The following is a 26,077-nucleotide window of genomic DNA, read 5'->3' as shown; positions in this document are numbered from 1 at the left end:
TCTAGAAGCTGAGGGGATCAAAAGTGCTCGACGTCAACTTCTTCGACGAACTCCGAATCGGCCTGGCGACCGCTGACGACATCCGCCAGTGGTCGCACGGCGAGGTGAAGAAGCCGGAGACGATCAACTACCGGACTCTCAAGCCGGAAAAGGACGGGCTCTTCTGCGAGAAGATCTTCGGTCCTACCCGGGACTGGGAGTGCTACTGCGGCAAGTACAAGCGCGTCCGCTTCAAGGGCATCATCTGTGAGCGTTGTGGCGTCGAGGTCACGCGCGCCAAGGTGCGCCGCGAGCGGATGGGCCACATCGAGCTGGCCGCGCCCGTCACGCACATCTGGTACTTCAAGGGCGTTCCTTCGCGCCTGGGGTACCTGCTCGACCTGGCCCCGAAGGACCTCGAGAAGGTCATCTACTTCGCGGCCTACATGATCACGCACGTCGACAACGAGACGCGTGACCGTGACCTGCCGTCGCTGGAGGCGAAGATCTCCGTCGAGCGGCAGCACATCGAGCAGCGCCGTGACGCCGACATCGAGGCCCGGCAGAAGAAGCTCGAGGCCGACCTGGCCGAGCTGGAGGCCGCCGGCGCCAAGGGCGACCAGCGCCGCAAGGTGCGTGAGGGCGCCGACCGCGAGATGCGGCAGCTGCGCGACCGCGCCCAGCGTGAGCTGGACCGGCTCGAGGAGGTCTGGAGCCGCTTCAAGAACCTCAAGGTCCAGGACCTCGAGGGCGACGAGCTGCTCTACCGCGAGATGCGCGACCGCTTCGGCCGCTACTTCCGCGGCGGCATGGGCGCCCAGGCGATCCAGGAGCGGCTCAACAGCTTCGACCTGGATGCCGAGGCCGAGAACCTGCGCGAGACCATCCGCAGCGGCAAGGGTCAGAAGAAGGCCCGTGCCCTCAAGCGGCTCAAGGTCGTCGCGGCGTTCCTCAACACGAGGAACTCGCCTAGCGGCATGGTGCTCGACTGCATCCCGGTGATCCCGCCGGACCTGCGTCCGATGGTCCAGCTGGACGGTGGCCGCTTCGCGACCTCCGACCTGAACGACCTGTACCGCCGCGTCATCAACCGCAACAACCGGCTCAAGCGCCTTCTCGACCTCGGTGCTCCCGAGATCATCGTGAACAACGAGAAGCGCATGCTGCAGGAGGCCGTCGACGCGCTGTTCGACAACGGCCGCCGCGGCCGCCCGGTCACCGGCCCCGGCAACCGTCCGCTGAAGTCCCTCAGCGACATGCTGAAGGGCAAGCAGGGCCGGTTCCGCCAGAACCTGCTGGGCAAGCGTGTCGACTACTCCGGCCGTTCGGTCATCGTCGTCGGCCCGCAGCTCAAGCTGCACCAGTGCGGCCTGCCCAAGCAGATGGCGCTGGAGCTGTTCAAGCCGTTCGTGATGAAGCGCCTGGTCGACCTGAACCATGCGCAGAACATCAAGTCGGCCAAGCGGATGGTCGAGCGTGCCCGTCCGGTCGTGTGGGACGTGCTCGAAGAGGTCATCACCGAGCACCCGGTGCTGCTGAACCGTGCGCCCACGCTGCACCGTCTGGGCATCCAGGCGTTCGAGCCGCAGCTGGTCGAGGGCAAGGCGATCCAGATTCACCCGCTCGTCTGCACCGCGTTCAACGCGGACTTCGACGGTGACCAGATGGCCGTCCACCTGCCGCTGTCCGCCGAGGCCCAGGCCGAGGCGCGCATCCTGATGTTGTCCACCAACAACATCCTCAAGCCGGCCGACGGCAAGCCCGTGACGATGCCCACCCAGGACATGGTCATCGGCCTGTACTGGCTGACGACGGACAAGGCCGACGCTCCGGGTACCGGTCGCGTGTTCGCCACCGTGTCGGAGGCCCTCATGGCCCACGACCGCCACGAGCTGGACATGCAGGCCAAGATCCAGGTTCGGCTCAAGGACGTCCCGCCGCCCCGCGGCTGGGAGGCCCCGGAAGGATGGGAGGCCGGCGAGCCGATCCGGCTGGAGACCACGCTCGGCCGCTGCCTGTTCAACCAGACGCTGCCGGACAACTACCCCTTCGTGAACTACCAGGTCGGCAAGAAGCAGCTCTCCGGAATCGTCAACGAGCTGGCCGAGCGGTACCCGAAGGTCGAGGTCGCCAACGCGCTCGACTCGCTCAAGGACGCGGGCTTCCACTGGGCTACCCGCGCCGGTGTCACGATCTCGATCGAGGACGTCGTGGCCCCGCCGAACAAGGCGGCGATCATGGAGTCGTACGAGAAGCGGGCCGACAAGGTCCAGCGCGAGTACGACCGCGGTCTGATCACCGACGAGGAGCGCCGTCAGGAGCTCATCGAGATCTGGACCCACGCCACGGCGGACGTCGAGACCGACATGGTCAACGCGTTCCCCGCGACGAACCCGGTCTGGATGATGGTCAACTCCGGTGCCCGCGGTAACAAGATGCAGGTGCGTCAGATCGCCGGCATCCGCGGCCTGGTGTCCAACACCAAGGGTGAGACGATCCCGCGTCCGATCAAGTCCTCCTTCCGCGAGGGCCTGTCGGTGCTGGAGTACTTCATCTCCACCCACGGCCAGCGCAAGGGTCTGGCGGACACCGCCCTGCGGACCGCCGACTCCGGTTACCTGACCCGTCGTCTGGTCGACGTGGCCCAGGACGTCATCGTCCGCGAGATCGATTGCGGCACCGACCGCGCGGTCCCGCTGCACGTCGGCGAGCGCGACCCCCAGGGCAACCTGGTCAAGGCCGAGAACGCCGAGAGCAACGTGCACGGCCGGATCCTGGCCGAGGACGTCGAGGTGGACGGCAAGCTCGTCGCCTCGGTCGGCGTCGACATCAACGACGCGATCGTGACCGCGCTCGTCGAGGCCGGCGTCGAGACCGTCCGGACCCGCAGCACCCTGGTGTGCGAGGCCAAGATCGGTGTCTGCGCCACGTGCTACGGCCGTTCGCTGGCCACCGGCAAGCTGGTCGACGTCGGTGAGGCCGTCGGCATCATCGCGGCCCAGTCCATCGGTGAGCCCGGCACCCAGCTGACCATGCGTACCTTCCACACCGGTGGTGTGGCGGGTGCGGACATCACGCACGGTCTGCCGCGTGTCCAGGAGCTGTTCGAGGCGCGCATCCCCAAGGGTGTCGCTCCGATCAGCGAGGTCATGGGCCGGGCGCGGATCGACGAGACCGACAAGACCCGCAAGATCGTCATCACTCCGGACGACGGCTCGGAAGAGATCGCCTACCCGGTGTCGATGCGGTCCAGGCTGCTGGTCTCCGACGGTCAGCGCGTCGAGGTCGGTCAGCTGCTGATCGCCGGTGCGCGCAACCCGAACGAGGTCCTGCGCATCCTCGGCCCCCGTGCGGTGCAGCTGCACCTGGTGGACGAGGTCCAGCAGGTCTACCGCTCGCAGGGTGTGTCGATCCACGACAAGCACATCGAGGTCATCGTCCGGCAGATGCTCAAGCGCGTGAACGTGCTCGAGTCGGGCGACACCGAGCTGCTGCCCGGAGAGCTCGTCGAGCGGCCGCGCTTCGAGGTGCTCAACCGTGAGACCAAGGCGGAGGGCGGCCAGCCGGCCTCCGGCCGTCCGGTCCTCATGGGCATCACGAAGGCGTCCCTCGCCACCGAGTCGTGGCTGTCGGCGGCGTCCTTCCAGGAGACGACCCGGGTGCTCACCGACGCGGCGATCCACGCCAAGTCGGACTCCCTGCTCGGCCTCAAGGAGAACGTCATCATCGGTAAGCTCATCCCGGCCGGTACGGGCATGCCCCAGTACCGCAACATCCGGGTGGAGCCCACCGAGGAGGCCAAGGCCGCGATGTACACGGTCGGCGGCTACGACGGCTCGGCCGCGGACTACACGTTCGGCTCCGGCAGCGGCGAGGCCGTCCCGCTGGAGGAGTACGACTTCGGCCAGTACGGCCGGTAAGTCCTAGCTCGTACGTCACACATGAAACGCCCGGGGTGGTCCGCCACTCCGGGCGTTTCATGTTCTTTGTCCTCGCTCCGAGCGGAGCGAGGACAACTAGACACGGAAATGGCCAGATGACCTGTCCGGTGCAGGTAGACTTCGCAGCGAGCCCAGTGGCGGCCTGTGAGGAAGGCAGGACGCGGGGGCCATGGGTACGGGGTGCAAACCATCCGGCGACAACCGTTTTGACGTGTTGCGTAGTCCTGGGTAACCTGTGTCTTCGTGCCTATGGACTCCATGGGCTCGCATGCGTGCGCTCGAAGGTCGTTCCCGAAGGGGAGGCTAGAGCGGCGTGTGACTCCTCCAAATCGGCCGGGCTTGCCGAGTGTGGGCGCGCCAAGTGCGCGACACGCCCGAGCGCGTGGGCCGAAGGAGACTAAAAACCAGCAGGTCATGACACCGGCAGTGCCTGCGAAATGCACGGCCTGGATCGAGATGCCAACGGCGTCCTGGACCAGGAACTACGTATCACCGGCCAAGGCACGAAACGGAGACGCGGTGCCCACCATTCAGCAGTTGGTCCGAAAGGGCCGGCAGGACAAGGTCACTAAGACCAAGACTCCTGCCCTCAAGGGAAGCCCGCAGCGGCGCGGCGTATGCACGCGCGTTTACACCACGACCCCCAAGAAGCCCAACTCGGCGCTGCGCAAGGTGGCCCGTGTTCGGCTCACCAACGGCATCGAGGTCACGGCGTACATCCCTGGAGTGGGTCACAACCTCCAGGAGCACTCGATCGTGCTCGTGCGCGGCGGCCGTGTGAAGGACCTGCCGGGTGTTCGTTACAAGATCATCCGTGGCTCACTGGACACCCAGGGTGTCCGTAACCGCAAGCAGGCCCGCAGCCGCTACGGCGCGAAGAAGGAGAAGAGCTGACATGCCGCGCAAGGGTTCCCCTGGCCGCCGCCAGCTTGTCGCTGACCCGGTGCACAACTCTCCGCTGGTCACGGCGCTGATCAACAAGGTTCTCCTTGATGGCAAGCGCTCGATCGCGCAGTCGATCGTCTACGGCGCCCTCGAGGGATGCAAGGACAAGACCGGCAACGACCCTGTCGTCACCCTCAAGCGGGCGCTCGACAACGTCAAGCCCACTCTCGAGGTTCGCAGCCGCCGCGTCGGCGGTGCGACCTACCAGGTGCCGGTCGAGGTGCGCGCGGCGCGCAGCACCACGCTGGCTCTGCGGTGGCTCGTGCAGTACTCCCGGGCCCGCCGCGAGAAGACCATGACCGAGCGGCTCATGAACGAGCTGCTCGACGCGAGCAACGGCCTCGGCGCCAGCGTCAAGCGGCGCGAGGACACCCACAAGATGGCCGAGTCCAACAAGGCCTTCGCTCACTACCGCTGGTAGTCGGCGGAATTTCGACGAGACGACGAGGACGCGAGAGAAGTGGCCGCAAGTACCGCTCTTGACCTGGCCAAGGTCCGCAACATTGGGATCATCGCCCATATCGATGCGGGCAAGACCACGACGACCGAACGCATCCTGTTCTACACCGGTATCAACTACAAGATCGGTGAAGTCCACGATGGCGCTGCCACCATGGACTGGATGGAGCAGGAGCAGGAGCGCGGTATCACGATCACGTCGGCCGCGACGACCTGCGAGTGGGACGGTCACACGATCAACATCATCGACACTCCGGGTCACGTCGACTTCACCATCGAGGTCGAGCGCAACCTTCGTGTCCTTGACGGTGCGGTCACCGTGTTCGACGGCGTCGCGGGTGTTGAGCCCCAGTCCGAGACCGTGTGGCGTCAGGCCGACCGCTATAACGTCCCGCGCATCTGCTTCGTCAACAAGATGGACCGGGTCGGCGCGGAGTTCCACCGCTGCGTCGACATGATGATCAACCGTCTGGGCGCGACCCCGGCGGTCATCCAGCTCCCCTGGGGCGTTGAGGCCGACTTCAAGGGCGTCATCGACCTGGTGCGGATGAAGGGTCTGATCTGGCCCATCGAGGCGGCCAAGGGCGAGATGTACGACATCGTCGACATCCCGGCCGACCACGCCGACGCGGCTCGCGAGTGGCGCGACAGGCTGGTCGAGACCGTCTCCGAGAACGACGACGAGCTCATGGAGCTCTTCCTCGAGGGCGTCGAGCCCACCGAGGAGCAGCTCGTGGCCGCCATTCGGCGCGCGACGATCGCCAGCGCGATCAACCCCGTCCTGTGCGGCACGGCGTTCAAGAACAAGGGCGTGCAGCCCCTGCTCGACGCCGTCGTGGCCTACCTCCCCGCTCCGATCGACATCCCGGCCTTCAAGGGCCACGCCGTCGGGCACGAGGACCAGGTCGTCGAGCGGCACGCCGACCCGAACGAACCGTTCTCCGCGCTGGCGTTCAAGATCATGAGCGACCCACACCTGGGCAAGCTCACCTACCTCCGCATCTACTCGGGTTCGCTCGAGACCGGCACCAGTGTCATCAACTCGGTGAAGGGCAAGAAGGAGCGGATCGGCAAGATCTACCAGATGCACGCCAACAAGCGTGCTGAGCTCCCTTCGTCCTCCGCCGGCGCCATCGTCGCGGTCATGGGCCTGAAGGACACCACCACCGGTGACACGCTCTGCGACCCGAGCAACCCGGTTGTCCTCGAGTCGATGACGTTCCCGGCGCCGGTCATCAGCGTCGCGATCGAGCCGAAGACCAAGGGCGACCAGGAGAAGCTGGGCACCGCGATCCAGCGGCTGGCCGAGGAGGACCCGTCCTTCCAGGTCCGCCGGGACGAGGAGACCGGACAGACGGTCATCTGGGGTATGGGTGAGCTCCACCTGGAGATCATCGTCGACCGGATGCGCCGCGAGTTCAAGGTCGAGGCGAACATCGGTCGTCCTCAGGTCGCGTACCGCGAGACCATTCGCCGCAAGGTGGAGAAGGTCGAGTACACGCACAAGAAGCAGACCGGTGGTTCCGGTCAGTTCGCTCGCGTGATCATCGACCTCGAGCCGCTGGGCGAGGGCAACGACGGGTACGAGTTCGAGAACAAGGTCTCCGGTGGCCGCATCCCGCGGGAGTACATCCCGTCGGTGGACGCGGGCGCCCAGGAGGCCGCCGAGTTCGGTGTTCTCGCCGGCTATTCGATGGTCGGCGTCAAGGTCACCCTGCGAGACGGCGCGTTCCACGAGGTCGACTCGTCGGAAATGGCCTTCAAGATCGCTGGTTCGATGGCCTTCAAGGAGGCCGCGCGCAAGGCCGACGCCGTGCTCCTCGAGCCGATGATGGCCGTTGAGGTCGTCACGCCCGAGGACTACATGGGTGACGTCATCGGTGACCTGAACGGTCGCCGCGGACAGATCCAGGCGATGGATGATCGCGCAGGCGCTCGGGTCATCACCGCGCTCGTTCCGCTCTCTGAGATGTTCGGCTACGTGGGTGACCTGCGTAGCAAGACGCAGGGACGGGCGAGCTACAGCATGCAGTTCGACTCCTACGCGGAGGTGCCCCCGGGCATCGCCAAGGAGATCGTCGCGAAGGCTCGGGGCGAATAGTTCCGTGCCGCTCCAGACGGGGCGCCGATGCGAATCGACGCCCCGTCTCCGGAGAGGCTCGGGACGTGAGTCCCTTCGCGTACGGCAGGGCGCTCTCGGGCGCCGAGCGGTACGGGGCCTGAGTTGGAAACGCAAGTCAAGTCAGAATCTCTAAGGAGACAGAGCAGTGGCCAAGGCCAAGTTCGAGCGGAACAAGCCGCACGTGAACATCGGCACCATTGGGCACATCGACCACGGCAAGACCACTCTGACCGCGGCGATCACCAAGGTGCTCCACGACCGTTACCCGCAGCTCAACGAGGCGACCCCGTTCGACAAGATCGACAAGGCGCCCGAGGAGAAGGCTCGCGGAATCACGATCTCCATCGCGCACGTCGAGTACCAGACCGAGAAGCGCCACTACGCTCACGTGGACTGCCCCGGTCACGCCGACTACGTGAAGAACATGATCACGGGTGCCGCGCAGATGGACGGCGCGATCCTCGTGGTCGCCGCCACGGACGGCCCGATGCCGCAGACCAAGGAGCACGTCCTCCTGGCCCGCCAGGTCGGCGTCCCCTACATCGTCGTCGCCCTGAACAAGGCCGACATGGTCGACGATGAGGAGATCCTGGAGCTCGTCGAGCTCGAGGTCCGTGAGCTGCTGTCCGCTCAGGAGTTCCCGGGCGACGACCTGCCGGTCGTGCGCGTCTCGGCGCTCAAGGCGCTCGAGGGCGACGAGAAGTGGGCCGACAGCATCATTGAGCTCATGACCGCCGTGGACGACAACGTCCCCGAGCCGGTTCGTGAGACCGAGAAGCCGTTCCTGATGCCGATCGAGGACGTGTTCTCGATCACCGGTCGTGGCACCGTCGTCACCGGCCGTATCGAGCGTGGCGTCGTCAAGGTCAACGAGACCGTCGACATCATCGGCATCAAGGAGAAGAGCACCACGACCACCGTCACCGGTGTCGAGATGTTCCGCAAGCTCCTCGATGAGGGTCAGGCCGGTGACAACGTCGGTCTGCTCCTGCGCGGCATCAAGCGTGAGGACGTCGAGCGCGGCCAGTGTGTCATCAAGCCGGGCACGACCACCCCGCACACCGAGTTCGAGGCGCAGGTCTACATCCTGTCCAAGGACGAGGGCGGCCGCCACACGCCGTTCTTCAACAACTACCGCCCGCAGTTCTACTTCCGTACGACGGACGTTACGGGCGTCGTGACGCTGCCTGAGGGCACTGAGATGGTCATGCCCGGTGACAACACCGAGATGTCCGTCCAGCTCATCCAGCCGATCGCGATGGAGGAAGGCCTCAAGTTCGCGATCCGTGAGGGTGGCCGCACCGTCGGCGCCGGCCGGGTTACGAAGATCATCAAGTAGCACCACCGCGGAGTGGCGGTCAGGCCCCCTACGGACCTGACCGCCGCACCACGGAGGGGCCCAGGCCCCGTCCCACGAACGACGAGACCGTGATCTCGCAGTGGTTTCGGCAGGTGATGACCGAAACGACTGCCAGATCACGGAGAACCGGACGAGATCCGGACGCCGATCGCGGGGAAACCACAGCGGCAACAGGCCGCATGAAGCTTTATACGACGACAGCGAAGGACACCGAGGCCACTATGGCGGGACAGAAGATCCGCATCCGGCTCAAGGCGTATGACCACGAGGTCATCGACAGCTCGGCCAAGAAGATCGTCGAGACGGTGACGCGGACCGGCGCCAAGGTCGCTGGCCCGGTGCCGCTGCCGACCGAGAAGAACGTGTACTGCGTCATCCGGTCGCCGCACAAGTACAAGGACAGCCGCGAGCACTTTGAGATGCGCACGCACAAGCGGCTGATTGACATCATCGACCCGACGCCGAAGACCGTCGACTCGCTCATGCGGCTCGACCTTCCTGCCGGCGTCGACATCTCGATCAAGCTCTGAGGGAACGCACTGACATGGCTAAGCAGATCAAGGGCGTCCTGGGCAAGAAGCTCGGCATGACCCAGGTCTTCGACGAGGGGAACAGGCTGGTTCCGGTCACCGTCGTCGAGGCCGGTCCGTGTGTGGTGACCAGGGTCCGCACGCCGGAGCAGGACGGCTACTCCGCCGTCCAGCTCGGCTACGGGCAGGTCGACCCGCGGAAGGTCAACAAGCCGCTGGGTGACTACCTGCGCAAGCACGACATCACCCCGCGCCGTTACTTCACCGAGGTCCGCACCGACGACGCGTCCGAGTACACCATCGGCCAGGAAGTCCTCGCGGACACCTTCGAGGCCGGGCAGTACGTGGACGTCACCGGCAAGAGCAAGGGCAAGGGCTTCGCGGGTGTCATGAAGCGCCACAACTTCCGTGGTCTGGGCGCTTCGCACGGTACCCAGCGCAAGCACCGCTCCCCGGGTTCAATCGGCGGCTGCGCCACCCCGGGCCGCGTATTCAAGGGCCTGCGCATGGCCGGCCGGATGGGTAACGTCCGCGTGACCATCCAGAGCCTGAAGGTCCACGCCGTGGACGCCGAGAAGGGCCTCATCCTGATCAAGGGTGCGATCCCCGGCGCCAACGGCAGCCTGGTCCTCCTCCGCACCGCTGCCAAGAAGGGGGCTGCCAAGTGAGCACCATTGACGTCCTCGACGCCAGCGGCTCGAAGACCGGAACCGTCGACCTGCCCGACGCCGTCTTCGGCGCCAAGGTCAACATCCCGCTGATCCACCAGGTCGTGGTCGCGCAGCTCGCCGCTCGCCGGCAGGGCACGCACAAGACCAAGACCCGCGGCGAGGTCAGCGGTGGCGGCAAGAAGCCGTACCGCCAGAAGGGCACCGGCCGCGCCCGCCAGGGTTCGACCCGCGCCCCGCAGTTCACCGGTGGTGGCGTCGTCCACGGCCCGACGCCGCGCTCGTACGAGCAGCGGACGCCCAAGAAGATGAAGGCCGCCGCGCTGCGCGGCGCCCTGTCGGACCGGGCCGGCGGCGGACGCGTCCACGTGGTGAGCAGCCTGGTCGACGGGGAGACCCCCAAGACCAAGGCCGCGCTGCAGGCGCTGCGGAAGATCACTGAGGCTCGCAGCGTGCTCGTCGTCGTCGACGAGAACGACGAGAACACCTGGCTGAGCCTGCGTAACGCTCCCGAGGTCCACCTGCTGGACGCCGGGCAGCTGAACACCTATGACGTGCTGGTCCATGACGACGTGGTCTTCACTCAGGAAGCCTACGAGCAGGTCGTGGCCCGGCTGGCGAGCACCGGGAAGGATGAGGGCTGATGCAGAAGATCGCCGACCCTCGCGACGTCATCCTCAAGCCGATCGTCTCTGAGAAGAGCTACGGCCTGATCGATGAGCACAACAAGTACACCTTCCTGGTCCGCAAGGATGTGAACAAGACCCAGGTGAAGATCGCCATCGAGCAGATCTTCGGGGTCAAGGTCACGAGCGTGAACACGATCAACCGCCAGGGCAAGCGCAAGCGGACGAGGACCGGCTACGGTCAGCGCCCCGACACCAAGCGCGCGATCGTGAGCCTGGCTGAGGGTGAGCGGATCGACATCTTCGGTCAGATCGGCTAACTCCGCCACACGCAGGGACGGGCCGCCTCGCCGGGAGGCGAGCCGGCCGGTCCTGGAAAGTCAGCACCGGGGGGACCGCCGTGAGGCGGACCCCTACCGGTATGAACCGACGAAGGATGAACGAAAAAGATGGGCATCCGCAAATACAAGCCGACGACACCGGGTCGTCGCGGCGCGAGCGTCTCGGACTTCGCCGAGATCACGCGCAGCACGCCCGAGAAGTCGCTGCTTGCACCCCTGCACAGCAAGGGCGGTCGTAACGTACACGGCCGGGTCACCGCCCGGCACCAGGGAGGCGGGCACAAGCGCGCCTACCGGATCATCGACTTCCGCCGCCACGACAAGGACGGGATCCCGGCCAAGGTCGCTCACATCGAGTACGACCCGAACCGGACCTCCCGCATCGCGCTGCTGCACTACGCCGACGGCGAGAAGCGCTACATCCTCGCGCCCGCCGGCCTCAAGCAGGGGGACCGCATCGAGAACGGCCCCGCCGCCGACATCAAGCCGGGCAACTGCCTGCCGCTGCGCAACATCCCGACCGGTACCTTCATCCACGCGGTGGAGCTCCGTCCGGGTGGTGGCGCCAAGCTCGGTCGCAGCGCCGGCGCGCAGATCCAGCTGCTCGCCAAGGAGGGCAGCTACGCCACGCTGCGTATGCCGTCCGGAGAAATGCGCCAGGTCGACATTCGCTGCCGCGCCTCTGTGGGCCAGGTGGGCAACGCCGAGCAGGCCAACATCAACCTCGGTAAGGCCGGCCGCAACCGTTGGAAGGGCAAGCGCCCCACGGTCCGCGGTGTCGCCATGAACCCGGTCGACCACCCGCACGGTGGTGGTGAGGGCAAGACCTCCGGCGGTCGCCACCCGGTGAACCCCAAGGGCAAGCCCGAGGGCCGCACCCGGCAGGCGAACAAGCCGAGCGACCGGCTGATCATCCGTCGTCGGAGCAAGCGGAAGAAGCGGTAGGAGCAGCCAAAATGCCACGTAGCCTTAAGAAGGGCCCCTTCGTGGACGACCACCTTCAGAAGAAGGTGGACGCACAGAACGAGAAGGGCACCAAGAACGTCATCAAGACGTGGTCGCGGCGCTCCATGATCGTGCCGGACATGATCGGTCACACGATCGCCGTGCACGACGGCCGCAAGCACGTCCCGGTGTTCATCACCGACGCGATGATCGGTCACAAGCTCGGAGAGTTCGCGCCCACGCGGACGTTCCGCAGCCACGTCAAGGAAGACCGCCGCAGCCGGCGGTAAGCGCCTTCAAGTAAGCATCAGAGGAGACAGCGATGGAAGCCAGGGCACAGGCGCGGTTCGCGCGCCACACGCCCCGGAAGGCCCGCCGTGTGGTGGACCTCATTCGCGGGCTGCCCGCTTCGGAGGCGCAGGCCGTGCTGCAGTTCGCTCCCCAGGCGGCGAGCGAGACCGTTTACAAGGTGCTCTCGAGCGCGATCGCGAACGCGGAGCACAACTTCAAGCTCGACCGTGACACGCTCGTCGTGAGCCGTGCGTGGGTCGACGAGGGCCCGACGCTCAAGCGGTTCCGTCCGCGTGCCCAGGGTCGCGCCTACCGGATCAACAAGCGGACGAGCCACATCACGGTGATCGTGGAAACTCGCGAGCCGAAGCCGAAGGGAAGGACCCGATAGTGGGCCAGAAGGTTAACCCGCACGGGTTCCGCCTCGGCATCACGACCGACTTCAAGAGCCGGTGGTACGCCGACAAGCTCTATAAGTCGTACGTCGCCGAGGACGTGGCGATCCGTCGCATGCTGCAGAAGGGCATGGAGCGGGCCGGCATCTCCAAGGTCGAGATCGAGCGTACGACCGACCGCGTGCAGGTCGACATCCACACCGCCCGGCCGGGCATCGTCATCGGCCGTCGCGGCGCGGAGGCCGACCGCATCCGCGGCGACCTGGAGAAGCTGACCAAGAAGCAGGTCCAGCTGAACATCCTCGAGGTGAAGAACCCCGAGATCGACGCGCAGCTCGTCGCGCAGGGCGTGGCCGAGCAGCTGTCCAGCCGCGTCTCGTTCCGCCGGGCCATGCGCAAGGCCATGCAGTCCGCCATGAAGAGCGGCGCCAAGGGCATCCGTGTCCAGTGCGCCGGCCGCCTCGGCGGTGCGGAGATGTCCCGCTCGGAGTTCTACCGCGAGGGCCGCGTGCCCCTGCACACGCTCCGCGCCGACATCGACTACGGCTTCTACGAGGCCCGCACCACGTTCGGCCGCATCGGCGTGAAGGTGTGGATCTACAAGGGCGAAGCCCCGACGAGCCGCGCCGAGCGTGAGGCCGCCGCCGTCGCGGCTGCCGGCGCCCGCGCCGGTCAGCGTCGTGAGCGCGACGACCGCCGTGGCGGCCCGGGCGGAGACCGCCCGCGTCGTGGTGGCGGAGACCGTCCGCGTCGTGGCGGGGCCGCCGGTCGTTCGGACCGTGCACCCAGAACCGAGGCCGCCGCGCAGGCTGCCCCCGAGACCGGCCCGGCGGAGCAGCCGGGTGCCGAAGGGAGCTGACCATGCTGATCCCTCGCAGGGTCAAGCACCGTAAGCAGCACCGGCCCGACCGTCATGGTGCCGCCAAGGGTGGTACCAGGGTCGTCTTCGGCGAGTTCGGCATCCAGGCGCTTGAGCACTCCTACGTGACCAACCGCCAGATCGAGGCCGCACGTATCGCCATGACCCGGCACATCCGCCGTGGTGGCAAGGTGTGGATCAACATCTACCCGGACCGTCCCCTCACCAAGAAGCCTGCCGAGACCCGCATGGGTTCCGGTAAGGGTTCTCCGGAGTGGTGGATCGCCAATGTCAAGCCCGGCCGGATCATGTTCGAGCTGTCCGGTGTCGCCGAGCCCGTGGCCCGTGAGGCCCTGCGCCGTGCGATGCACAAGCTCCCGATGAAGTGCCGGTTTGTGAAGCGTGAAGTGGGTGAGGCGTGATGGCTAAGGGCCTGACCGCCGGTGAGCTGCGGCCCGAGGACCAGGAAGTCCTGGTCCAGAAGCTGAAGGAAGCCAAGGAGGAGCTGTTCAACCTCCGCTTCCAGTCGGCGACCGGTCAGTTGGAGAGCCACGGGCGGCTGCGTGCCGTCCGGCGCGAGATCGCCCGTATCTACACCGTGATGCGTGAGCGCGAGCTCGGAATCGTCACGGTCGAGAAGGAGACGAGCGATGGCTGAGGCAGCAGAGACAACCGAGAAGCAGGCGCGGAACTACCGCAAGACCCGTGAGGGCCTGGTGGTCAGCGACAAGATGGACAAGACCGTCGTCGTCGCCGTCGAGGACCGCGTGAAGCACCCGCTGTACGGCAAGGTCATCCGCCGTACGACGAAGTACAAGGCCCACGACGAGCAGAACACCTGCGGCGTCGGCGACCGTGTCCTCCTGATGGAGACCCGGCCGCTGTCGGCCAGCAAGCGCTGGCGCGTCGTCGAGATCCTCGAGAAGGCCAAGTAACGAGAACGCGCCTCGTGGGGGATGGGAGACCATCCCCCACGACGGTGTCCAAGGGTCCGGGCCGAACGGTCCGGGCCGCCAGCGGCGGCGGTCCACGGGCTGTCGCCGAGGGAACAAGACCACATCAGTTCCGCCAGGCTCACCGGAAGGTGAGAACCGGCGCGACACACAGGAGTTGACGTGATCCAGCAGGAGTCGCGGCTCAAGGTCGCCGACAACACGGGTGCCAAGGAGATCCTTTGCATCCGCGTTCTCGGTGGCTCGGGTCGGCGCTACGCGGGAATCGGCGATGTCATCGTTGCGACGGTGAAGGACGCCATTCCCGGCGGCGGCGTGAAAAAAGGCGACGTTGTCAAGGCTGTCGTGGTGCGCACCGTGAAGGAGCGCCGCCGCCCCGACGGCTCCTACATCCGCTTCGACGAGAACGCCGCGGTCATCATCAAGGACAGCGGCGACCCCCGGGGCACGCGCATCTTCGGCCCGGTCGGCCGTGAACTTCGTGACAAGAGGTTCATGCGCATCATCTCGCTCGCCCCGGAGGTGTTGTAAATGCCGAAGCTGCATGTGAAGAAGGGTGACCTGGTCAAGGTCATCGCCGGCAAGGACAAGGGTGCCGAGGGCCGGATCATCGCCGCCTACCCGCGCGAGGAGCGCGTGGTGGTCGAGGGCGTGAACATGGTCAAGAAGCACTCGAAGGTGACCCACCAGGGTCCGCGCGGCGCCAAGGAAGGCGGCGTGCAGACCATGGAGGCCCCCATCCACGTGAGCAACGTCAAGAAGCTCAAGGATGAAGAGAAGCCCAAGGACAAGCCCGAGAAGAAGGCCGCCGCGAAGAGCGCCGAGGCCGACGAGACGGGTGAGGACAACTGATGACCGCCACCACTGAAGAGCGCACCGTTCCGCGCCTCAAGCAGCGCTACCGCGAGGAGATCATCGCGAAGCTGCGCGAGGAGTTCGGCATCGAGAACATCATGCTGGTTCCCGGGGTCACCAAGATCAAGGTGAACATGGGTGTCGGCGAGGCCGCCCGCGACTCGAAGCTCATCGAGGGCGCCGTCCGCGACCTCACCGCGATCACCGGTCAGAAGCCGGCCGTCGCCCGCGCCCGCAAGTCCATCGCGCAGTTCAAGCTCCGCGAGGGCATGCCCATCGGCGCCCACGTGACGCTGCGCGGCGACCGCATGTGGGAGTTCCTCGACCGGCTGCTGTCGCTGGCGCTTCCGCGTATCCGTGACTTCCGCGGTCTGTCGCCGAAGCAGTTCGACGGTAACGGCAACTACACCTTCGGACTCACCGAGCAGGTCATGTTCCACGAGGTCGACCAGGACAGGGTCGACCGGCAGCGGGGCATGGACATCACGGTCGTGACCACCGCGAAGAACGACGAGCAGGGGCGGGCGCTGCTGAAGCACCTCGGATTCCCCTTCAAGGAGGCCTGATCATGGCGAAGACGTCGCTCAAGGTCAAGGCAGCGCGCAAGCAGAAGTTCGAGGTCCGGGCGTACACTCGGTGCTCGCGCTGCGGCCGTCCGCGCGCTGTCTACCGCAAGTTCGGGCTCTGCCGCGTGTGCTTCCGCGAGATGGCGCACCGGGGCGAGCTGCCCGGCATCACCAAGTCGAGCTGGTAGACCCCGCCCGGGGTCACCCGCCGCAGCAGAAGTCATATAAACCGGGCGCCGGCACCGCCGGCGCCCATGACCGCACCGTAGGTCCACTCGATGGAAACCGCGGTGAGGAAGGCCACCGGCCATGACGATGACCGACCCGATCGCAGACATGCTGACGCGTCTGCGTAACGCGAACTCGGCCTATCACGACACCGTCACCATGCCCTACTCGAAGATCAAGGCGCACATCGCCGAGATCCTGCAGCAGGAGGGCTACATCCAGGCCTGGAGCGTCGAGGACGCCAAGGTCGGCAAGAACCTCGTGGTGGAGCTGAAGTTCGGCCCCACCCGTGAGCGTTCGCTCGCGGGCCTGCGCCGGGTGTCCAAGCCCGGTCTGCGGGTCTATGCAAAGAAGGACAACCTGCCCCGAGTCCTCGGCGGACTGGGCGTCGCGATCATCTCGACGTCCGGCGGCCTGATGACGGACAAGCAGGCAGGCAAGCGTGGAGTGGGCGGGGAAGTCCTCGCCTACGTCTGGTAAGAGGGGAGGAACCACAGCATGTCGAGAATCGGACGGCTGCCCATCCCCGTACCGGCAGGTGTCGACGTCACCATCAGTGGTCGGGACGTCCAGGTCAAGGGGCCCAAGGGCACGCTCAGCCACACGGTGGCCGAGCCCATCGAGGTTGTGCGGGCTGAGGACGGCGCCATCGCCGTCAGCCGCCCCAACGACGAGAACAAGGTCCGTGCGCTGCACGGCCTGTCGCGCACTCTGATCGCCAACATGGTGTCGGGCGTGACGCAGGGCTACACGAAGTCCCTGGAGATCGTCGGTGTCGGTTACCGCGTCCAGGCCAAGGGCCCGACGCAGCTGGAGTTCTCGCTGGGCTTCAGCCACCCGGTGATCGTCGACGCGCCCGAGGGCGTGACCTTCCGCGTCGAGCGGCCCACGTTGTTCCACGTGGACGGCATCGACAAGCAGAAGGTCGGCGAGGTCGCCGCGAACATCAGGAAGCTGCGCAAGCCGGACCCGTACAAGGGCAAGGGCGTGCGCTACCAAGGCGAAGTTGTCCGCCGCAAGGTCGGAAAGGCTGGTAAGTAGTCATGGCTGGCAAGACTGCGTTCGGCAAGCACACGGCCGCCCGCGCTGTCTCGCGGGCCCGCCGGCACAACCGAGTCCGCAAGAACGTCTTCGGCACCACGGAGCGCCCGCGTCTGGTCGTCAACCGGTCCACGCGGCACCTGTTCGTGCAGATCGTCGATGACACCAAGGGCCACACGCTGGTGAGCGCGTCCACCATGGACGCCGCCCTGCGCGGCGCCGAGGGTGACAAGACGGAGAAGGCGAAGAGGGTCGGCGAGCTTCTCGCTCAGCGGGCCAAGACCGCCGGGATCACCGCCGTCGTCTTCGACCGCGGTGGCAACCGCTACGCGGGCCGGCTGGCCGCACTGGCGGACAGCGCCCGGGAAGGCGGGCTGGAGTTCTGATGTCGGCCCGTCCCATGAGCAACGAGAAGAGGAACCACTGATGGCTGCAGCTCCGCGTCGCGGCGCAGGCGGCGGTGGCGAGCGGCGGGACCGTCGTGACGATCGCCGCGGCGGCGCCGCAGACAAGGGCGTCTCGTACATCGAGCGCGTCGTGAAGATCAACCGAGTCGCCAAGGTCGTGAAGGGTGGTCGGCGCTTCAGCTTCACCGCGCTGGTCATCGTCGGTGACGGCAACGGCCTCGTCGGGGTCGGCTACGGCAAGGCCAAGGAGGTGCCCGCGGCGATCGCCAAGGGTGTCGAGGAGGCCAAGAAGCACTTCTTCAAGGTGCCGCGCATCCAGGGCACCATCCCGCACACCGTGCAGGGTGAGGACGCCGCCGGCGTCGTCCTGCTGCGTCCGGCCTCCGCCGGTACCGGTGTCATCGCGGGTGGTCCGGTGCGCGCGGTCCTGGAGTGCGCCGGGATCCACGACGTGCTGTCCAAGTCGCTCGGCTCGGACAACCCGATCAACATCGTGCACGCCACCGTGGCGGCTCTGAAGGGCCTCAGCAGGCCCGAGGAGATCGCCGCCCGTCGTGGCCTGCCCATCGAGGACGTCGCCCCCAAGGCGATGCTGAAGGCGCGTGCGGAAGGCCTCGCGGAGGCCGCCGCCGCAAAGGCGGTGAGCTAGCCGATGGCTCGGCTGAAGATCACTCAGGTCCGGTCGAAGATCGGTGGCAAGCAGAACCAGCGTGACTCGCTTCGCTCGCTGGGCCTGAAGCGAATCGGCGATGTCGTCGTCAAGGAGGACCGCCCGGAGATCCGGGGCATGGTCGCCGTGGTGACGCACCTCGTCGAGGTCGAGGAGGTGGACTAGTCATGACGGAGAACGCTCCGCTCAAGATCCACGACCTCCGTCCGGCTCCTGGTGCCAACAAGGCCAAGATCCGCAAGGGTCGTGGCGAGGCGTCCAAGGGCAAGACGGCCGGCCGTGGTACCAAGGGCACCAAGTCCCGTACCAACGTCCCGCTCGGCTTCGAGGGTGGCCAGATTCCGCTCCAGCGGCGGCTGCCCAAGCTGAAGGGCTTCTCCAACGCCCTGTTCAAGACGACCTACCAGGTCGTCAACCTGGACAAGCTCGGGGAGCTCTTCCCCGAGGGCGGGAACGTCACCGTCGACGACATGGTCGGCAAGGGTGCCGTTCGCAAGAACCAGCTCGTCAAGGTGCTGGGAACCGGTGACATCTCCGTGGCGTTGAACGTGCAGGCGCACGCCTTCTCCACCAGCGCCAAGGAGAAGATCGCCGCTGCCGGGGGCTCGGTTTCCGAGCTTTAGGCATGATGCTGTACGAGGCGCGGGGGTTCGTTATGAGCCTCCGCGCCCGTAGTGCGTTAGAGTTCGCTGGGCAATGGGCTTGATTCGCGTCCCGCCCGGCGCACTGGCAACAAGACATGTCGATGGACGTCCCCCGGCCATCGCCGACCGTTACCGCGTCTCTGGCGCGCAGGAGGGACCGTGCTAACCGCGATTACCCGGGCATTCCGGACGCCTGACCTGCGCAAGAAGTTGCTCTTCACTTTGGGCATCATCGCGCTTTTCCGGCTCGGCTCGGTGCTTCCCACGCCCGGCGTCAACGCGACCAACGTCCGGCTCTGCCTGGACCAGGCGCAGGCCGGCGACGCCAACAACATCTACGGCATGGTGCAGCTGTTCAGCGGCGGTGCGCTGCTGAAGCTGTCGGTGTTCGCGCTCGGCATCATGCCGTACATCACGGCGAGCATCATCCTTCAGCTGCTGACCGTGGTCATTCCGCGGCTCGAGGCCCTCAAGAAGGAGGGCCAGTCGGGCAACGCGAAGATCACGCAGTACACGCGTTACCTCACCATCGGCCTGGGCGTCCTGCAGTCGACGGCGTTCGTCGCCCTCGCCCGCAGCGGCCAGCTGTTCCCGAGCTGCCGCGAGGAGATCCTGCTCAACCAGGACGTCTTCACCATCGTCACGATGGTGATCACGATGACGGCGGGCACCGCCGTGATCATGTGGCTGGGCGAGCTCGTCACCGACCGCGGCGTGGGCAACGGCATGTCCATCCTGATCTTCACGCAGGTCATCGCCGTCTTCCCGGCCGAACTGCTGAACATCTACCGGCTCAGCCCGTTCAAATTCGTCGTCGTGATGATCGTCGGCGTCGTGATGATCGCGGTCGTGGTCTTCATCGAGCAGGCGCAGCGCCGCATCCCGGTGCAGTACGCCAAGCGGATGGTCGGACGCCGGATGTACGGCGGAACCTCGACCTACATCCCGCTGAAGGTCAACCAGGCCAGCATCATCCCGGTGATCTTCGCTTCCTCGCTGCTCTACCTGCCGCAGCTGCTGGTGACGATCTTCGGTAACAGCCAGCAGCCCAACGCGGTCATCGAATGGCTGGCGCAGAACCTGGTAAGGGGCGACCACCCGGTCTACATGGCCACGTTCTTCCTCCTCATCATCTTCTTCACCTACTTCTACGTGTCCATCATCTTCAACCCTGTTGAAGTCGCCGACAACATGAAGAAGTACGGTGGGTTCATCCCGGGCATCCGTCCGGGCCGGCCGACCGCCGAGTACCTCAGCTTCGTGCTCAACAGGCTCACGGCCGCGGGCGCTCCGTATCTGGGTGTCATCTCGCTCATCCCGATCATCGCGCTCGCGGTGGCCGGTGCCAGCCAGAACTTCCCGTTCGGAGGGACCAGTATTCTGATCATGGTGGGTGTTGGTCTGGACACGGTCAAGCAGATCGAGAGCCAGCTTCAGCAGCGCAACTACGAGGGCTTCCTGAGATAGTGCGCGTCGTCCTGGTAGGGCCCCCCGGAGCGGGCAAGGGGACGCAGGCCCAGTTCATCGCATCGCGTCTGTCGATCCCGAAAATCTCGACAGGCGACATCTTCCGTGCCAACGTCTCCGGAGGCACGGAACTCGGCAAGCTCGCCAAGGGGTACATGGACCGGGGTGACCTCGTCCCGGACGAGGTCACCGTCGCCATGGTCCGCGACAGGCTGTCCGAGGACGACGCGCAGGAAGGCTTCCTGCTCGACGGCTTCCCCCGGAACGTGCCGCAGGCGGAGATTCTCAAGAAGATGCTCGCCGAGTTCGGCACCGGCCTCGACCTCGTCCTGGAACTGGTCGTCGACGATGAGGAGGTCGTCCGCCGGCTGGCCGGGCGGCGTACCTGCCGGTCGTGCGGCAAGGTGTGGCACATCGACTTCGACCCGCCCGCCGTCCCCGGTGTGTGCGACGCGTGCGGGGGAGAGTTGTTCCAGCGTGACGACGATCGCGAGGAGACGATCAGGCACCGGCTCGAGGTCTACCAGGAGCAGACCTCGCCGCTGATCTCCTTCTACGCCGATGAGGGCATCCTCGTCGGAGTGGACGCGACCGGTCCGGTCGAAGAGGTGACCCAGCGCGCCATGTCAGCGCTCCGGCGGTTCGCCGACTGACCCGTTACCGTGGCAATGAACGCCATCCCTATCCTTGGGATGGCGTTCAGTCATTTATGGGACAATCCCGAAAGGGGGTGCACAAGTGTTCAAGAAGAGTAAGCACGGTATTCAGATCAAGTCGCCCGAACAGGTCGACAAGATGCGTGCGGCGGGTCTGGTCGTCGGCAGGACGCTTGAGCTGCTGCGATCGTCGGTCCAGCCGGGAGTCACCCCCCTCGAGCTCGACGCGGTCGCCGAGGAGGCCATCCGGGGGGAGGGCGCCATCCCGTCCTTCAAGGGCTACCAGGGGTTCCCCGCCACCATCTGCGCCTCGGTCAACGACGAGGTCGTTCACGGCATCCCCACCGACCGCCGCAAGCTGCGCGAGGGAGACATCATCTCCCTCGACTGCGGGGCGATCCTGGACGGCTGGCACGGGGACTCCGCGATCACCGTCCCTGTGGGCGAGGTCGCCCCGGCGCTCGCCGAGCTGATCCGGGTCACCGAAGAGGCCATGTGGCGCGGGATCTCGGCGCTGACGGTCGGCGGCCACCTGTCGGAGATCGGGTTCCGCGTCGAGCGGTACGTCCGCTCGCAGGGCCGTTACGGCATCCCTCCCGAGTACGGAGGCCACGGAATCGGCACGGAGATGCACATGGATCCGTGGGTGGCCAACCACGGCAGGCCCGGGCGCGGGCCGCGCTTCGAGGTCGGCATGTGCTTCGCGGTCGAGCCGATGGTGAACATCGGCACCGAGCGGACGAAGGTCCTCGACGACGAGTGGACGGTCGTCACGATGGACGGCAAGCCGTCCGCCCACTTCGAGCACAGCGTCGCCGTGACGGAGGACGGGCCCGTGGTGCTCACGGCACTCGACGGTGGCGTCTCCCGGCTCAAGGCGCTGCTCGCCGGCGCCAAGGATGAGGCCTGACGCGCAGGTAGTGCCGGTGGCTCATAATGGTCGGTATTGCGCGGCAAACAGGAGATGGTGATGGCGGCAACCCCGGAGATGCGGGCCTCTGACGGCGACCGGGATCGGGTCGCCGCCGCTCTGCGTGAACACGTGGCGGAGGGCAGGCTCACCGTCGACGAGTTCAACGAGCGCCTGGAGTCGGTCTACCAGAGCCGCACCTACGGGGAGTTGGCGAAGCTCACCTCCGACCTGCCGGAGATCGACCTGCACACGCTTCCCGCCGCGGTCAAACCGCAGGCCGAGCCGCCGGCCCAGTCCGGGCGTAAGCAGACGGCCACCCGGGCGGCCTGGTCGAGCTGGGTGGGCACGAACGCCGTCCTGTGGGTCATCTGGCTCATGTCGTGGGTGGGCTCCGGTCACCCCACCTATCCGTGGCCGCTGTGGGTGACGCTCATGTGGGGCATCCCTCTCGCGGTGGGCACCGCTTTCGGAACGGGCCCGGGGCGCGGCAGGGAACGCCGCCGCTGAGCCGGATTCCTCCGATTGGCGGGGGGCTCTTCGGTTGGACGCACTCTTTACCGATGCGTCACCATCGGCCGGTTTCCGCAGGGGTACGTGATCGATATCGAGCGACGCGGTACGGCTGGGCTGTGCCGCGTCGCTCGATGATCGAGTCGTGCCCACCCGGACCGGCATATCGGCGGTGCGGGGACGGGTGGGCGCGATCATTCGGACGACAGCGGGCGCGGTCGGAATCTGGGGTACTCTGAGCTGGTTGTGTCAAGACACCCTGCTTCCGTTTCGCTTTTAGCGGTGGGCTGTCGTACACTACTTTGTCGGTTCACTATGACCTTTTGCGCATGGGCGGTCTTGGCCGACCGCGCTCTCCGAATGGTGCGAAGGTCGCGGCTGCTTAGTGTTCCGAAACCTCAGACGACCGATCAGTGAAACGCGAGGGTCATGGCCAAGAAAGACGGCGCCATCGAGATTGAGGGCACTGTGGTGGAGTCGCTCCCGAACGCCATGTTCCGGGTTCAACTCGACAACGGCCATAAGGTCCTTGCCCATATCAGTGGGCGGATGCGGATGCACTACATCCGGATCCTCCCCGACGACCGTGTCGTCGTCGAACTGAGCCCCTACGACCTCAGTCGTGGGCGGATCGTCTATCGGTACAAGTAGGCCATCCTCCGGTGATGGAGGCCGGCCGTACGCGGAACGAATAAGGACTATGAAGGTCAAGCCGAGCGTCAAGAAGATCTGCGACAAGTGCAAGGTGATTCGCCGGCACGGTCGCGTCATGGTGATCTGCGACAACCTGCGCCACAAGCAGCGTCAGGGCTAGTCGCGGCCGGCCCCGCCTGAGTCCGCTCCCGTAGCGGACTCGCTTCATGCGAGGGCCACCGGTGCGGACGTCGTGAGACGGCCGGTGCCGGAACAGTAATCGCGTGCCACACCCGCGAAGGCGGCCTCCATGCGGAGGTCGTACCACGCGGGAGACCCCCGGTCGGAGGCCGGGGCCCTCACCCCGGGCATGGGGAGGGGAAGTGGAGCGCAGGACCTCCGCCACAAAAAAGGAGAATGCCCGACCATGGCTCGCCTGGTTGGCGTCGACCTCCCCCGCGAAAAGCGGCTGGAGATCGCTCTCACCTACATTTTCGGAATCGGCCGCACTCGCGCTCACGAGATCCTCGAGGCCACGGGCGTAAGCCCTGACCTGCGCGTCCACCAGCTCACCGATGCTGAGCTGGTCCCGATGCGTGACTTCATCGAGGCGAACTACAAGATCGAGGGTGACCTCCGCCGCGAGGTCCAGGCCGACATCCGGCGCAAGATCGAGATCGGTTGCTACCAGGGCATCCGGCACCGCAAGGGGCTGCCTGTCCACGGTCAGCGGACGCAGACGAACGCGCGCACCCGCAAGGGCAAGAAGAAGACCGTGGCCGGCAAGAAGAAGCCGGGCAAGAAGTAGTCCTAGCAGCCACATTTCAGGAGACAGCGCTTAAATGCCGCCGAAGAGCCGCCAGGGCGCGCCCAAGAAGGTGCGCCGTAAGGAAAAGAAGAACGTCGCTCACGGGCACGCCCACATCAAGAGCACGTTCAACAACACGATCGTTTCGATCACCGACCCGAACGGGAACGTGATCTCCTGGGCCAGCGCCGGCCATGTCGGGTTCAAGGGCTCCCGCAAGTCCACCCCGTTCGCCGCGCAGATGGCCGCCGAGAACGCCGCCCGCCGCGCCATGGAGCACGGCATGCGGAAGGTCGACGTGTTCGTCAAGGGTCCCGGTTCCGGTCGTGAGACCGCGATCCGCTCGCTCCAGGCGACCGGCCTGGAGGTCGGGTCCATCCAGGATGTGACCCCGGTCCCGCACAACGGCTGCCGTCCGCCCAAGCGCCGTCGCGTCTGAGTCCAGGAGATACAGGAAAATGGCTCGTTACACGGGTGCGGACTGCAAGCTGTGCCGGCGAGAGAAGACCAAGCTCTTCCTCAAGGGCAAGAAGTGCGAGTCCGCGAAGTGCCCCATCGAGATCCGTCCTTACCCGCCGGGTGAGCACGGCCGTGGCCGTCCCAAGGAGTCGGAGTACCAGCTCCAGCTCCGGGAGAAGCAGAAGACCCGCCGCATCTACGGCATCCTCGAGAAGCAGTTCCGCAACTACTACGAGGAAGCCAACCGCAAGGCGGGCAAGACCGGCGAGAACCTCCTCCAGATCCTGGAGAGCCGTCTCGACAACGTGGTCTACCGTGCCGGCTTCGCCGAGTCGCGTGACGCGGCCCGCCAGCAGGTGCGTCACGGACACGTCGTGGTGAACGGGAAGAAGGTCGACATCCCGTCGTACCGCGTCCGTGAGCACGACATCGTCGAGATCCGCGAGAAGTCGCGCAACCTGCTTCCTTACGAGGTGGCCCGCGCCACCGCCGGGGACAAGACGGTCCCGGCGTGGCTCGGTGTCGCTCCGGAGAGCATGCGCGTCCTCGTGCACCAGCTCCCGGTCCGCCAGCAGATCGACACGCTGGTTCAGGAGCAGCTCATCGTCGAGCTCTACTCCAAGTAGTAGCGGTCTCGATCAGACGATGACGCCGTACGGCTCGCTCATGGCGGGCCGTACGGCATCATGGTTGTTAGCGAGTGGCGTCAAATAGCGGGCGCCGCCGTAACCAGAGGGGCAGTAGACCCGGAGCGACGCGGGCCTGCCCCGGATTCAGGAGTAACACATGCTGATCGCCCAGCGCCCGAGCCTCCAGGAGGAGTCGCTCGAGGAGCACCGGTCCAGGTTCGTCATCGAGCCGCTGGAGCCGGGCTTCGGTTACACCATCGGCAATTCCGTGCGGCGCACGCTGCTGTCCTCCATCCCGGGGGCGGCGGTCACCAGCATCCGCATCGAGGGCGTGCTCCACGAGTTCACGACCGTTCCCGGGGTCAAGGAAGACGTCACCGACATCATCCTCAACCTCAAGGCGCTGGTCGTCTCCTCCGAGCACGACGAGCCCGTGGTGATGTACCTGCGCAAGCAGGGCCCGGGTGAGGTCACGGCCGCGGACATCGCGCCCCCCGCGGGCGTCGAGGTCCACAACCCCGACCTGCACATCGCCACGCTGAACGGCAAGGCGAAGCTCGAGATGGAGCTGACCGTCGAGCGTGGCCGCGGATACGTCTCCGCGGCGCAGAACAAGCAGCCGGGACAGGAGATCGGCCGGATTCCGATCGACTCGATCTACTCCCCGGTTCTCAAGGTCACCTACAAGGTCGAGGCCACCCGTGTCGAGCAGCGCACGGACTTCGACCGTCTGATCCTCGACGTCGAGACCAAGCCCTCCATGAAGCCCCGCGACGCGGTGGCCTCGGCGGGCAAGACCCTCGTCGAGCTCTTCGGCCTGGCCCGTGAGCTCAACGTCGAGGCCGAGGGCATCGACATCGGCCCGTCGCCGACGGACGCGGCTCTGGCCGCCGACCTGGCGCTGCCGATCGAGGAGCTCAACCTCACGGTCCGTTCCTACAACTGCCTCAAGCGCGAGGGCATCCACACCGTGGGTGAGCTCGTCGCCCGCAGTGAGCAGGACCTGCTCGACATCCGCAACTTCGGCGCCAAGTCGATCGAAGAGGTCAAGCAGAAGCTGCACGAGATGGGCCTCGCTCTGAAGGACTCGCCGCCCGGATTCGACCCCACCGCGGTCGCCGGCGGAGGGTACGACGACGAGGACGGCGGTTTCATCGAGACCGAGCAGTACTGATCG

The 26,077-nt window shown here is 66.3% G+C and carries 36 protein-coding genes; all 36 read left to right on the top strand.

The window, feature by feature from the left end:
* Positions 1–23 precede the first annotated feature (23 nt).
* Positions 24–3,899, top strand: a complete 3,876-nt coding sequence (locus Pka01_RS27540) for a DNA-directed RNA polymerase subunit beta' (protein ID WP_203885795.1) — start codon at positions 24–26, stop codon at positions 3,897–3,899.
* A gap of 540 nt (positions 3,900–4,439) precedes the next feature.
* A complete protein-coding gene (rpsL, locus tag Pka01_RS27535) occupies positions 4,440–4,814 on the top strand; it encodes a 30S ribosomal protein S12 (protein WP_067130077.1) in 375 nt (124 codons plus the stop codon).
* A 1-nt stretch (position 4,815) separates the two neighbouring features.
* A complete protein-coding gene (gene rpsG, locus Pka01_RS27530; RefSeq protein WP_061253214.1) occupies positions 4,816–5,286 on the top strand; it encodes a 30S ribosomal protein S7 in 471 nt (156 codons plus the stop codon).
* A gap of 39 nt (positions 5,287–5,325) precedes the next feature.
* On the top strand, positions 5,326–7,425 hold the full coding sequence (gene fusA, locus Pka01_RS27525; protein WP_203885794.1) for an elongation factor G: 2,100 nt from the start codon (positions 5,326–5,328) through the stop codon (positions 7,423–7,425).
* 166 nt (positions 7,426–7,591) lie between these two features.
* Positions 7,592–8,785 (top strand): elongation factor Tu, encoded by a 1,194-nt coding sequence (tuf, locus tag Pka01_RS27520; protein WP_203885793.1) that lies wholly within the window; start codon positions 7,592–7,594, stop codon positions 8,783–8,785.
* Between the two features lie 242 nt (positions 8,786–9,027).
* Positions 9,028–9,336 carry a 30S ribosomal protein S10 gene (gene rpsJ, locus Pka01_RS27515; protein ID WP_012887830.1) on the top strand — a complete coding sequence of 103 codons (309 nt, stop codon included), beginning with the start codon at positions 9,028–9,030 and terminating at the stop codon, positions 9,334–9,336.
* A 14-nt stretch (positions 9,337–9,350) separates the two neighbouring features.
* Positions 9,351–10,004: a 50S ribosomal protein L3 gene (gene rplC, locus Pka01_RS27510; RefSeq protein ID WP_203885792.1), complete on the top strand. Its 654-nt coding sequence runs from the start codon at positions 9,351–9,353 to the stop codon at positions 10,002–10,004.
* Positions 10,001–10,648, top strand: coding sequence for a 50S ribosomal protein L4 (gene rplD, locus Pka01_RS27505; RefSeq protein WP_203885791.1), 648 nt, complete (start codon positions 10,001–10,003; stop codon positions 10,646–10,648). Before rplC ends, rplD begins: the two co-directional genes overlap by 4 nt.
* The gene (rplW, locus tag Pka01_RS27500) at positions 10,648–10,950 is read left to right on the top strand and encodes a 50S ribosomal protein L23 (protein WP_203885790.1); all 303 of its coding nucleotides are present in this window, start codon (positions 10,648–10,650) and stop codon (positions 10,948–10,950) included. Before rplD ends, rplW begins: the two co-directional genes overlap by 1 nt.
* Positions 10,951–11,079: 129 nt before the next feature.
* On the top strand, positions 11,080–11,916 hold the full coding sequence (gene rplB, locus Pka01_RS27495) for a 50S ribosomal protein L2 (RefSeq protein ID WP_203885789.1): 837 nt from the start codon (positions 11,080–11,082) through the stop codon (positions 11,914–11,916).
* An 11-nt stretch (positions 11,917–11,927) separates the two neighbouring features.
* Complete coding sequence (gene rpsS, locus Pka01_RS27490) at positions 11,928–12,206, top strand: 30S ribosomal protein S19 (RefSeq protein WP_203885788.1); 279 nt, start codon at positions 11,928–11,930, stop codon at positions 12,204–12,206.
* 32 nt (positions 12,207–12,238) lie between these two features.
* Positions 12,239–12,598, top strand: coding sequence for a 50S ribosomal protein L22 (gene rplV / locus Pka01_RS27485; RefSeq protein WP_203885787.1), 360 nt, complete (start codon positions 12,239–12,241; stop codon positions 12,596–12,598).
* Positions 12,598–13,461, top strand: a complete 864-nt coding sequence (gene rpsC / locus Pka01_RS27480) for a 30S ribosomal protein S3 (RefSeq protein ID WP_203885786.1) — start codon at positions 12,598–12,600, stop codon at positions 13,459–13,461. Before rplV ends, rpsC begins: the two co-directional genes overlap by 1 nt.
* Before the next feature lie 2 nt (positions 13,462–13,463).
* Positions 13,464–13,883, top strand: a complete 420-nt coding sequence (gene rplP, locus Pka01_RS27475; RefSeq protein WP_203885785.1) for a 50S ribosomal protein L16 — start codon at positions 13,464–13,466, stop codon at positions 13,881–13,883.
* Complete coding sequence (gene rpmC, locus Pka01_RS27470; RefSeq protein ID WP_203885784.1) at positions 13,883–14,119, top strand: 50S ribosomal protein L29; 237 nt, start codon at positions 13,883–13,885, stop codon at positions 14,117–14,119. Before rplP ends, rpmC begins: the two co-directional genes overlap by 1 nt.
* Positions 14,112–14,396, top strand: a complete 285-nt coding sequence (rpsQ, locus tag Pka01_RS27465) for a 30S ribosomal protein S17 (RefSeq protein ID WP_203885783.1) — start codon at positions 14,112–14,114, stop codon at positions 14,394–14,396. The genes rpmC and rpsQ overlap by 8 nt, the downstream gene beginning before the upstream one ends.
* 180 nt (positions 14,397–14,576) lie before the next feature.
* A complete protein-coding gene (gene rplN / locus Pka01_RS27460) occupies positions 14,577–14,945 on the top strand; it encodes a 50S ribosomal protein L14 (protein ID WP_203885782.1) in 369 nt (122 codons plus the stop codon).
* Positions 14,946–14,954: 9 nt separating this feature from the next.
* Positions 14,955–15,266 carry a 50S ribosomal protein L24 gene (rplX, locus tag Pka01_RS27455; RefSeq protein WP_203885806.1) on the top strand — a complete coding sequence of 104 codons (312 nt, stop codon included), beginning with the start codon at positions 14,955–14,957 and terminating at the stop codon, positions 15,264–15,266.
* Positions 15,266–15,835: a 50S ribosomal protein L5 gene (rplE, locus tag Pka01_RS27450; RefSeq protein ID WP_203885781.1), complete on the top strand. Its 570-nt coding sequence runs from the start codon at positions 15,266–15,268 to the stop codon at positions 15,833–15,835. The genes rplX and rplE overlap by 1 nt, the downstream gene beginning before the upstream one ends.
* Positions 15,836–15,837: 2 nt before the next feature.
* On the top strand, positions 15,838–16,023 hold the full coding sequence (locus Pka01_RS27445) for a type Z 30S ribosomal protein S14 (RefSeq protein ID WP_030451489.1): 186 nt from the start codon (positions 15,838–15,840) through the stop codon (positions 16,021–16,023).
* Between the two features lie 121 nt (positions 16,024–16,144).
* Positions 16,145–16,543 carry a 30S ribosomal protein S8 gene (rpsH, locus tag Pka01_RS27440; protein WP_203885780.1) on the top strand — a complete coding sequence of 133 codons (399 nt, stop codon included), beginning with the start codon at positions 16,145–16,147 and terminating at the stop codon, positions 16,541–16,543.
* An 18-nt stretch (positions 16,544–16,561) separates the two neighbouring features.
* Complete coding sequence (gene rplF, locus Pka01_RS27435; RefSeq protein ID WP_203885779.1) at positions 16,562–17,104, top strand: 50S ribosomal protein L6; 543 nt, start codon at positions 16,562–16,564, stop codon at positions 17,102–17,104.
* 2 nt (positions 17,105–17,106) lie between these two features.
* Positions 17,107–17,490 carry a 50S ribosomal protein L18 gene (gene rplR / locus Pka01_RS27430; RefSeq protein WP_203885778.1) on the top strand — a complete coding sequence of 128 codons (384 nt, stop codon included), beginning with the start codon at positions 17,107–17,109 and terminating at the stop codon, positions 17,488–17,490.
* Positions 17,491–17,530: 40 nt separating this feature from the next.
* Positions 17,531–18,160 (top strand): 30S ribosomal protein S5, encoded by a 630-nt coding sequence (rpsE, locus tag Pka01_RS27425; RefSeq protein ID WP_203885777.1) that lies wholly within the window; start codon positions 17,531–17,533, stop codon positions 18,158–18,160.
* A gap of 3 nt (positions 18,161–18,163) precedes the next feature.
* On the top strand, positions 18,164–18,346 hold the full coding sequence (gene rpmD / locus Pka01_RS27420) for a 50S ribosomal protein L30 (RefSeq protein ID WP_020542293.1): 183 nt from the start codon (positions 18,164–18,166) through the stop codon (positions 18,344–18,346).
* A gap of 2 nt (positions 18,347–18,348) precedes the next feature.
* Positions 18,349–18,804 carry a 50S ribosomal protein L15 gene (gene rplO / locus Pka01_RS27415; RefSeq protein ID WP_203885776.1) on the top strand — a complete coding sequence of 152 codons (456 nt, stop codon included), beginning with the start codon at positions 18,349–18,351 and terminating at the stop codon, positions 18,802–18,804.
* 180 nt (positions 18,805–18,984) lie between these two features.
* The gene (gene secY / locus Pka01_RS27410) at positions 18,985–20,292 is read left to right on the top strand and encodes a preprotein translocase subunit SecY (RefSeq protein ID WP_203885775.1); all 1,308 of its coding nucleotides are present in this window, start codon (positions 18,985–18,987) and stop codon (positions 20,290–20,292) included.
* The gene (locus Pka01_RS27405) at positions 20,292–20,945 is read left to right on the top strand and encodes an adenylate kinase (RefSeq protein WP_203885774.1); all 654 of its coding nucleotides are present in this window, start codon (positions 20,292–20,294) and stop codon (positions 20,943–20,945) included. The genes secY and Pka01_RS27405 overlap by 1 nt, the downstream gene beginning before the upstream one ends.
* Positions 20,946–21,030: 85 nt before the next feature.
* Complete coding sequence (gene map / locus Pka01_RS27400; protein WP_203885773.1) at positions 21,031–21,858, top strand: type I methionyl aminopeptidase; 828 nt, start codon at positions 21,031–21,033, stop codon at positions 21,856–21,858.
* Positions 21,859–21,918: 60 nt separating this feature from the next.
* On the top strand, positions 21,919–22,368 hold the full coding sequence (locus Pka01_RS27395; protein WP_203885772.1) for a DUF1707 domain-containing protein: 450 nt from the start codon (positions 21,919–21,921) through the stop codon (positions 22,366–22,368).
* A 432-nt stretch (positions 22,369–22,800) separates the two neighbouring features.
* Entirely contained in the window at positions 22,801–23,022 is a 222-nt protein-coding gene (gene infA / locus Pka01_RS27390) for a translation initiation factor IF-1 (RefSeq protein WP_012887858.1), read from the top strand.
* Between the two features lie 49 nt (positions 23,023–23,071).
* Positions 23,072–23,185, top strand: coding sequence for a 50S ribosomal protein L36 (gene rpmJ / locus Pka01_RS27385; RefSeq protein ID WP_003956441.1), 114 nt, complete (start codon positions 23,072–23,074; stop codon positions 23,183–23,185).
* 246 nt (positions 23,186–23,431) lie between these two features.
* Positions 23,432–23,812, top strand: coding sequence for a 30S ribosomal protein S13 (gene rpsM / locus Pka01_RS27380; RefSeq protein ID WP_203885771.1), 381 nt, complete (start codon positions 23,432–23,434; stop codon positions 23,810–23,812).
* Positions 23,813–23,846: 34 nt separating this feature from the next.
* On the top strand, positions 23,847–24,251 hold the full coding sequence (gene rpsK / locus Pka01_RS27375; RefSeq protein WP_020542285.1) for a 30S ribosomal protein S11: 405 nt from the start codon (positions 23,847–23,849) through the stop codon (positions 24,249–24,251).
* Positions 24,252–24,270: 19 nt separating this feature from the next.
* Positions 24,271–24,897 carry a 30S ribosomal protein S4 gene (gene rpsD, locus Pka01_RS27370; protein WP_203885770.1) on the top strand — a complete coding sequence of 209 codons (627 nt, stop codon included), beginning with the start codon at positions 24,271–24,273 and terminating at the stop codon, positions 24,895–24,897.
* Between the two features lie 160 nt (positions 24,898–25,057).
* Positions 25,058–26,074: a DNA-directed RNA polymerase subunit alpha gene (locus Pka01_RS27365; protein WP_203885769.1), complete on the top strand. Its 1,017-nt coding sequence runs from the start codon at positions 25,058–25,060 to the stop codon at positions 26,072–26,074.
* Positions 26,075–26,077: the final 3 nt, after the last annotated feature.

The sequence above is a fragment of the Planotetraspora kaengkrachanensis genome, assembly GCF_016862895.1.
Classification (GTDB): Bacteria; Actinomycetota; Actinomycetes; order Streptosporangiales; family Streptosporangiaceae; genus Planotetraspora; species Planotetraspora kaengkrachanensis.
Note: the sequence above shows the minus strand (reverse complement) of the source record. Positions and strands in the feature narration are given on the sequence as shown.

Bases quoted from the DNA above. Each gene is read 5' to 3' on its own strand.
- rpsH (WP_203885780.1), top strand. From the start codon at position 16,145: ATGACGATGACCGACCCGATCGCAGACATGCTGACGCGTCTGCGTAAC.
- rpsD (WP_203885770.1), top strand. From the start codon at position 24,271: ATGGCTCGTTACACGGGTGCGGACTGCAAGCTGTGCCGGCGAGAGAAG.
- rpmD (WP_020542293.1), top strand. From the start codon at position 18,164: ATGGCTCGGCTGAAGATCACTCAGGTCCGGTCGAAGATCGGTGGCAAG.
- rpmJ (WP_003956441.1), top strand. From the start codon at position 23,072: ATGAAGGTCAAGCCGAGCGTCAAGAAGATCTGCGACAAGTGCAAGGTG.
- rplF (WP_203885779.1), top strand. From the start codon at position 16,562: ATGTCGAGAATCGGACGGCTGCCCATCCCCGTACCGGCAGGTGTCGAC.
- rpsS (WP_203885788.1), top strand. From the start codon at position 11,928: ATGCCACGTAGCCTTAAGAAGGGCCCCTTCGTGGACGACCACCTTCAG.
- rpsK (WP_020542285.1), top strand. From the start codon at position 23,847: ATGCCGCCGAAGAGCCGCCAGGGCGCGCCCAAGAAGGTGCGCCGTAAG.
- rpsM (WP_203885771.1), top strand. From the start codon at position 23,432: ATGGCTCGCCTGGTTGGCGTCGACCTCCCCCGCGAAAAGCGGCTGGAG.
- Pka01_RS27445 (WP_030451489.1), top strand. From the start codon at position 15,838: ATGGCGAAGACGTCGCTCAAGGTCAAGGCAGCGCGCAAGCAGAAGTTC.
- rplW (WP_203885790.1), top strand. From the start codon at position 10,648: ATGCAGAAGATCGCCGACCCTCGCGACGTCATCCTCAAGCCGATCGTC.
- rpsJ (WP_012887830.1), top strand. From the start codon at position 9,028: ATGGCGGGACAGAAGATCCGCATCCGGCTCAAGGCGTATGACCACGAG.
- rplO (WP_203885776.1), top strand. From the start codon at position 18,349: ATGACGGAGAACGCTCCGCTCAAGATCCACGACCTCCGTCCGGCTCCT.
- Pka01_RS27395 (WP_203885772.1), top strand. From the start codon at position 21,919: ATGGCGGCAACCCCGGAGATGCGGGCCTCTGACGGCGACCGGGATCGG.
- rplE (WP_203885781.1), top strand. From the start codon at position 15,266: ATGACCGCCACCACTGAAGAGCGCACCGTTCCGCGCCTCAAGCAGCGC.
- rplB (WP_203885789.1), top strand. From the start codon at position 11,080: ATGGGCATCCGCAAATACAAGCCGACGACACCGGGTCGTCGCGGCGCG.
- Pka01_RS27365 (WP_203885769.1), top strand. From the start codon at position 25,058: ATGCTGATCGCCCAGCGCCCGAGCCTCCAGGAGGAGTCGCTCGAGGAG.
- infA (WP_012887858.1), top strand. From the start codon at position 22,801: ATGGCCAAGAAAGACGGCGCCATCGAGATTGAGGGCACTGTGGTGGAG.
- rplC (WP_203885792.1), top strand. From the start codon at position 9,351: ATGGCTAAGCAGATCAAGGGCGTCCTGGGCAAGAAGCTCGGCATGACC.
- rplV (WP_203885787.1), top strand. From the start codon at position 12,239: ATGGAAGCCAGGGCACAGGCGCGGTTCGCGCGCCACACGCCCCGGAAG.
- rpsE (WP_203885777.1), top strand. From the start codon at position 17,531: ATGGCTGCAGCTCCGCGTCGCGGCGCAGGCGGCGGTGGCGAGCGGCGG.
- rpmC (WP_203885784.1), top strand. From the start codon at position 13,883: ATGGCTAAGGGCCTGACCGCCGGTGAGCTGCGGCCCGAGGACCAGGAA.
- rplP (WP_203885785.1), top strand. From the start codon at position 13,464: ATGCTGATCCCTCGCAGGGTCAAGCACCGTAAGCAGCACCGGCCCGAC.
- rplR (WP_203885778.1), top strand. From the start codon at position 17,107: ATGGCTGGCAAGACTGCGTTCGGCAAGCACACGGCCGCCCGCGCTGTC.
- rpsG (WP_061253214.1), top strand. From the start codon at position 4,816: ATGCCGCGCAAGGGTTCCCCTGGCCGCCGCCAGCTTGTCGCTGACCCG.
- rpsQ (WP_203885783.1), top strand. From the start codon at position 14,112: ATGGCTGAGGCAGCAGAGACAACCGAGAAGCAGGCGCGGAACTACCGC.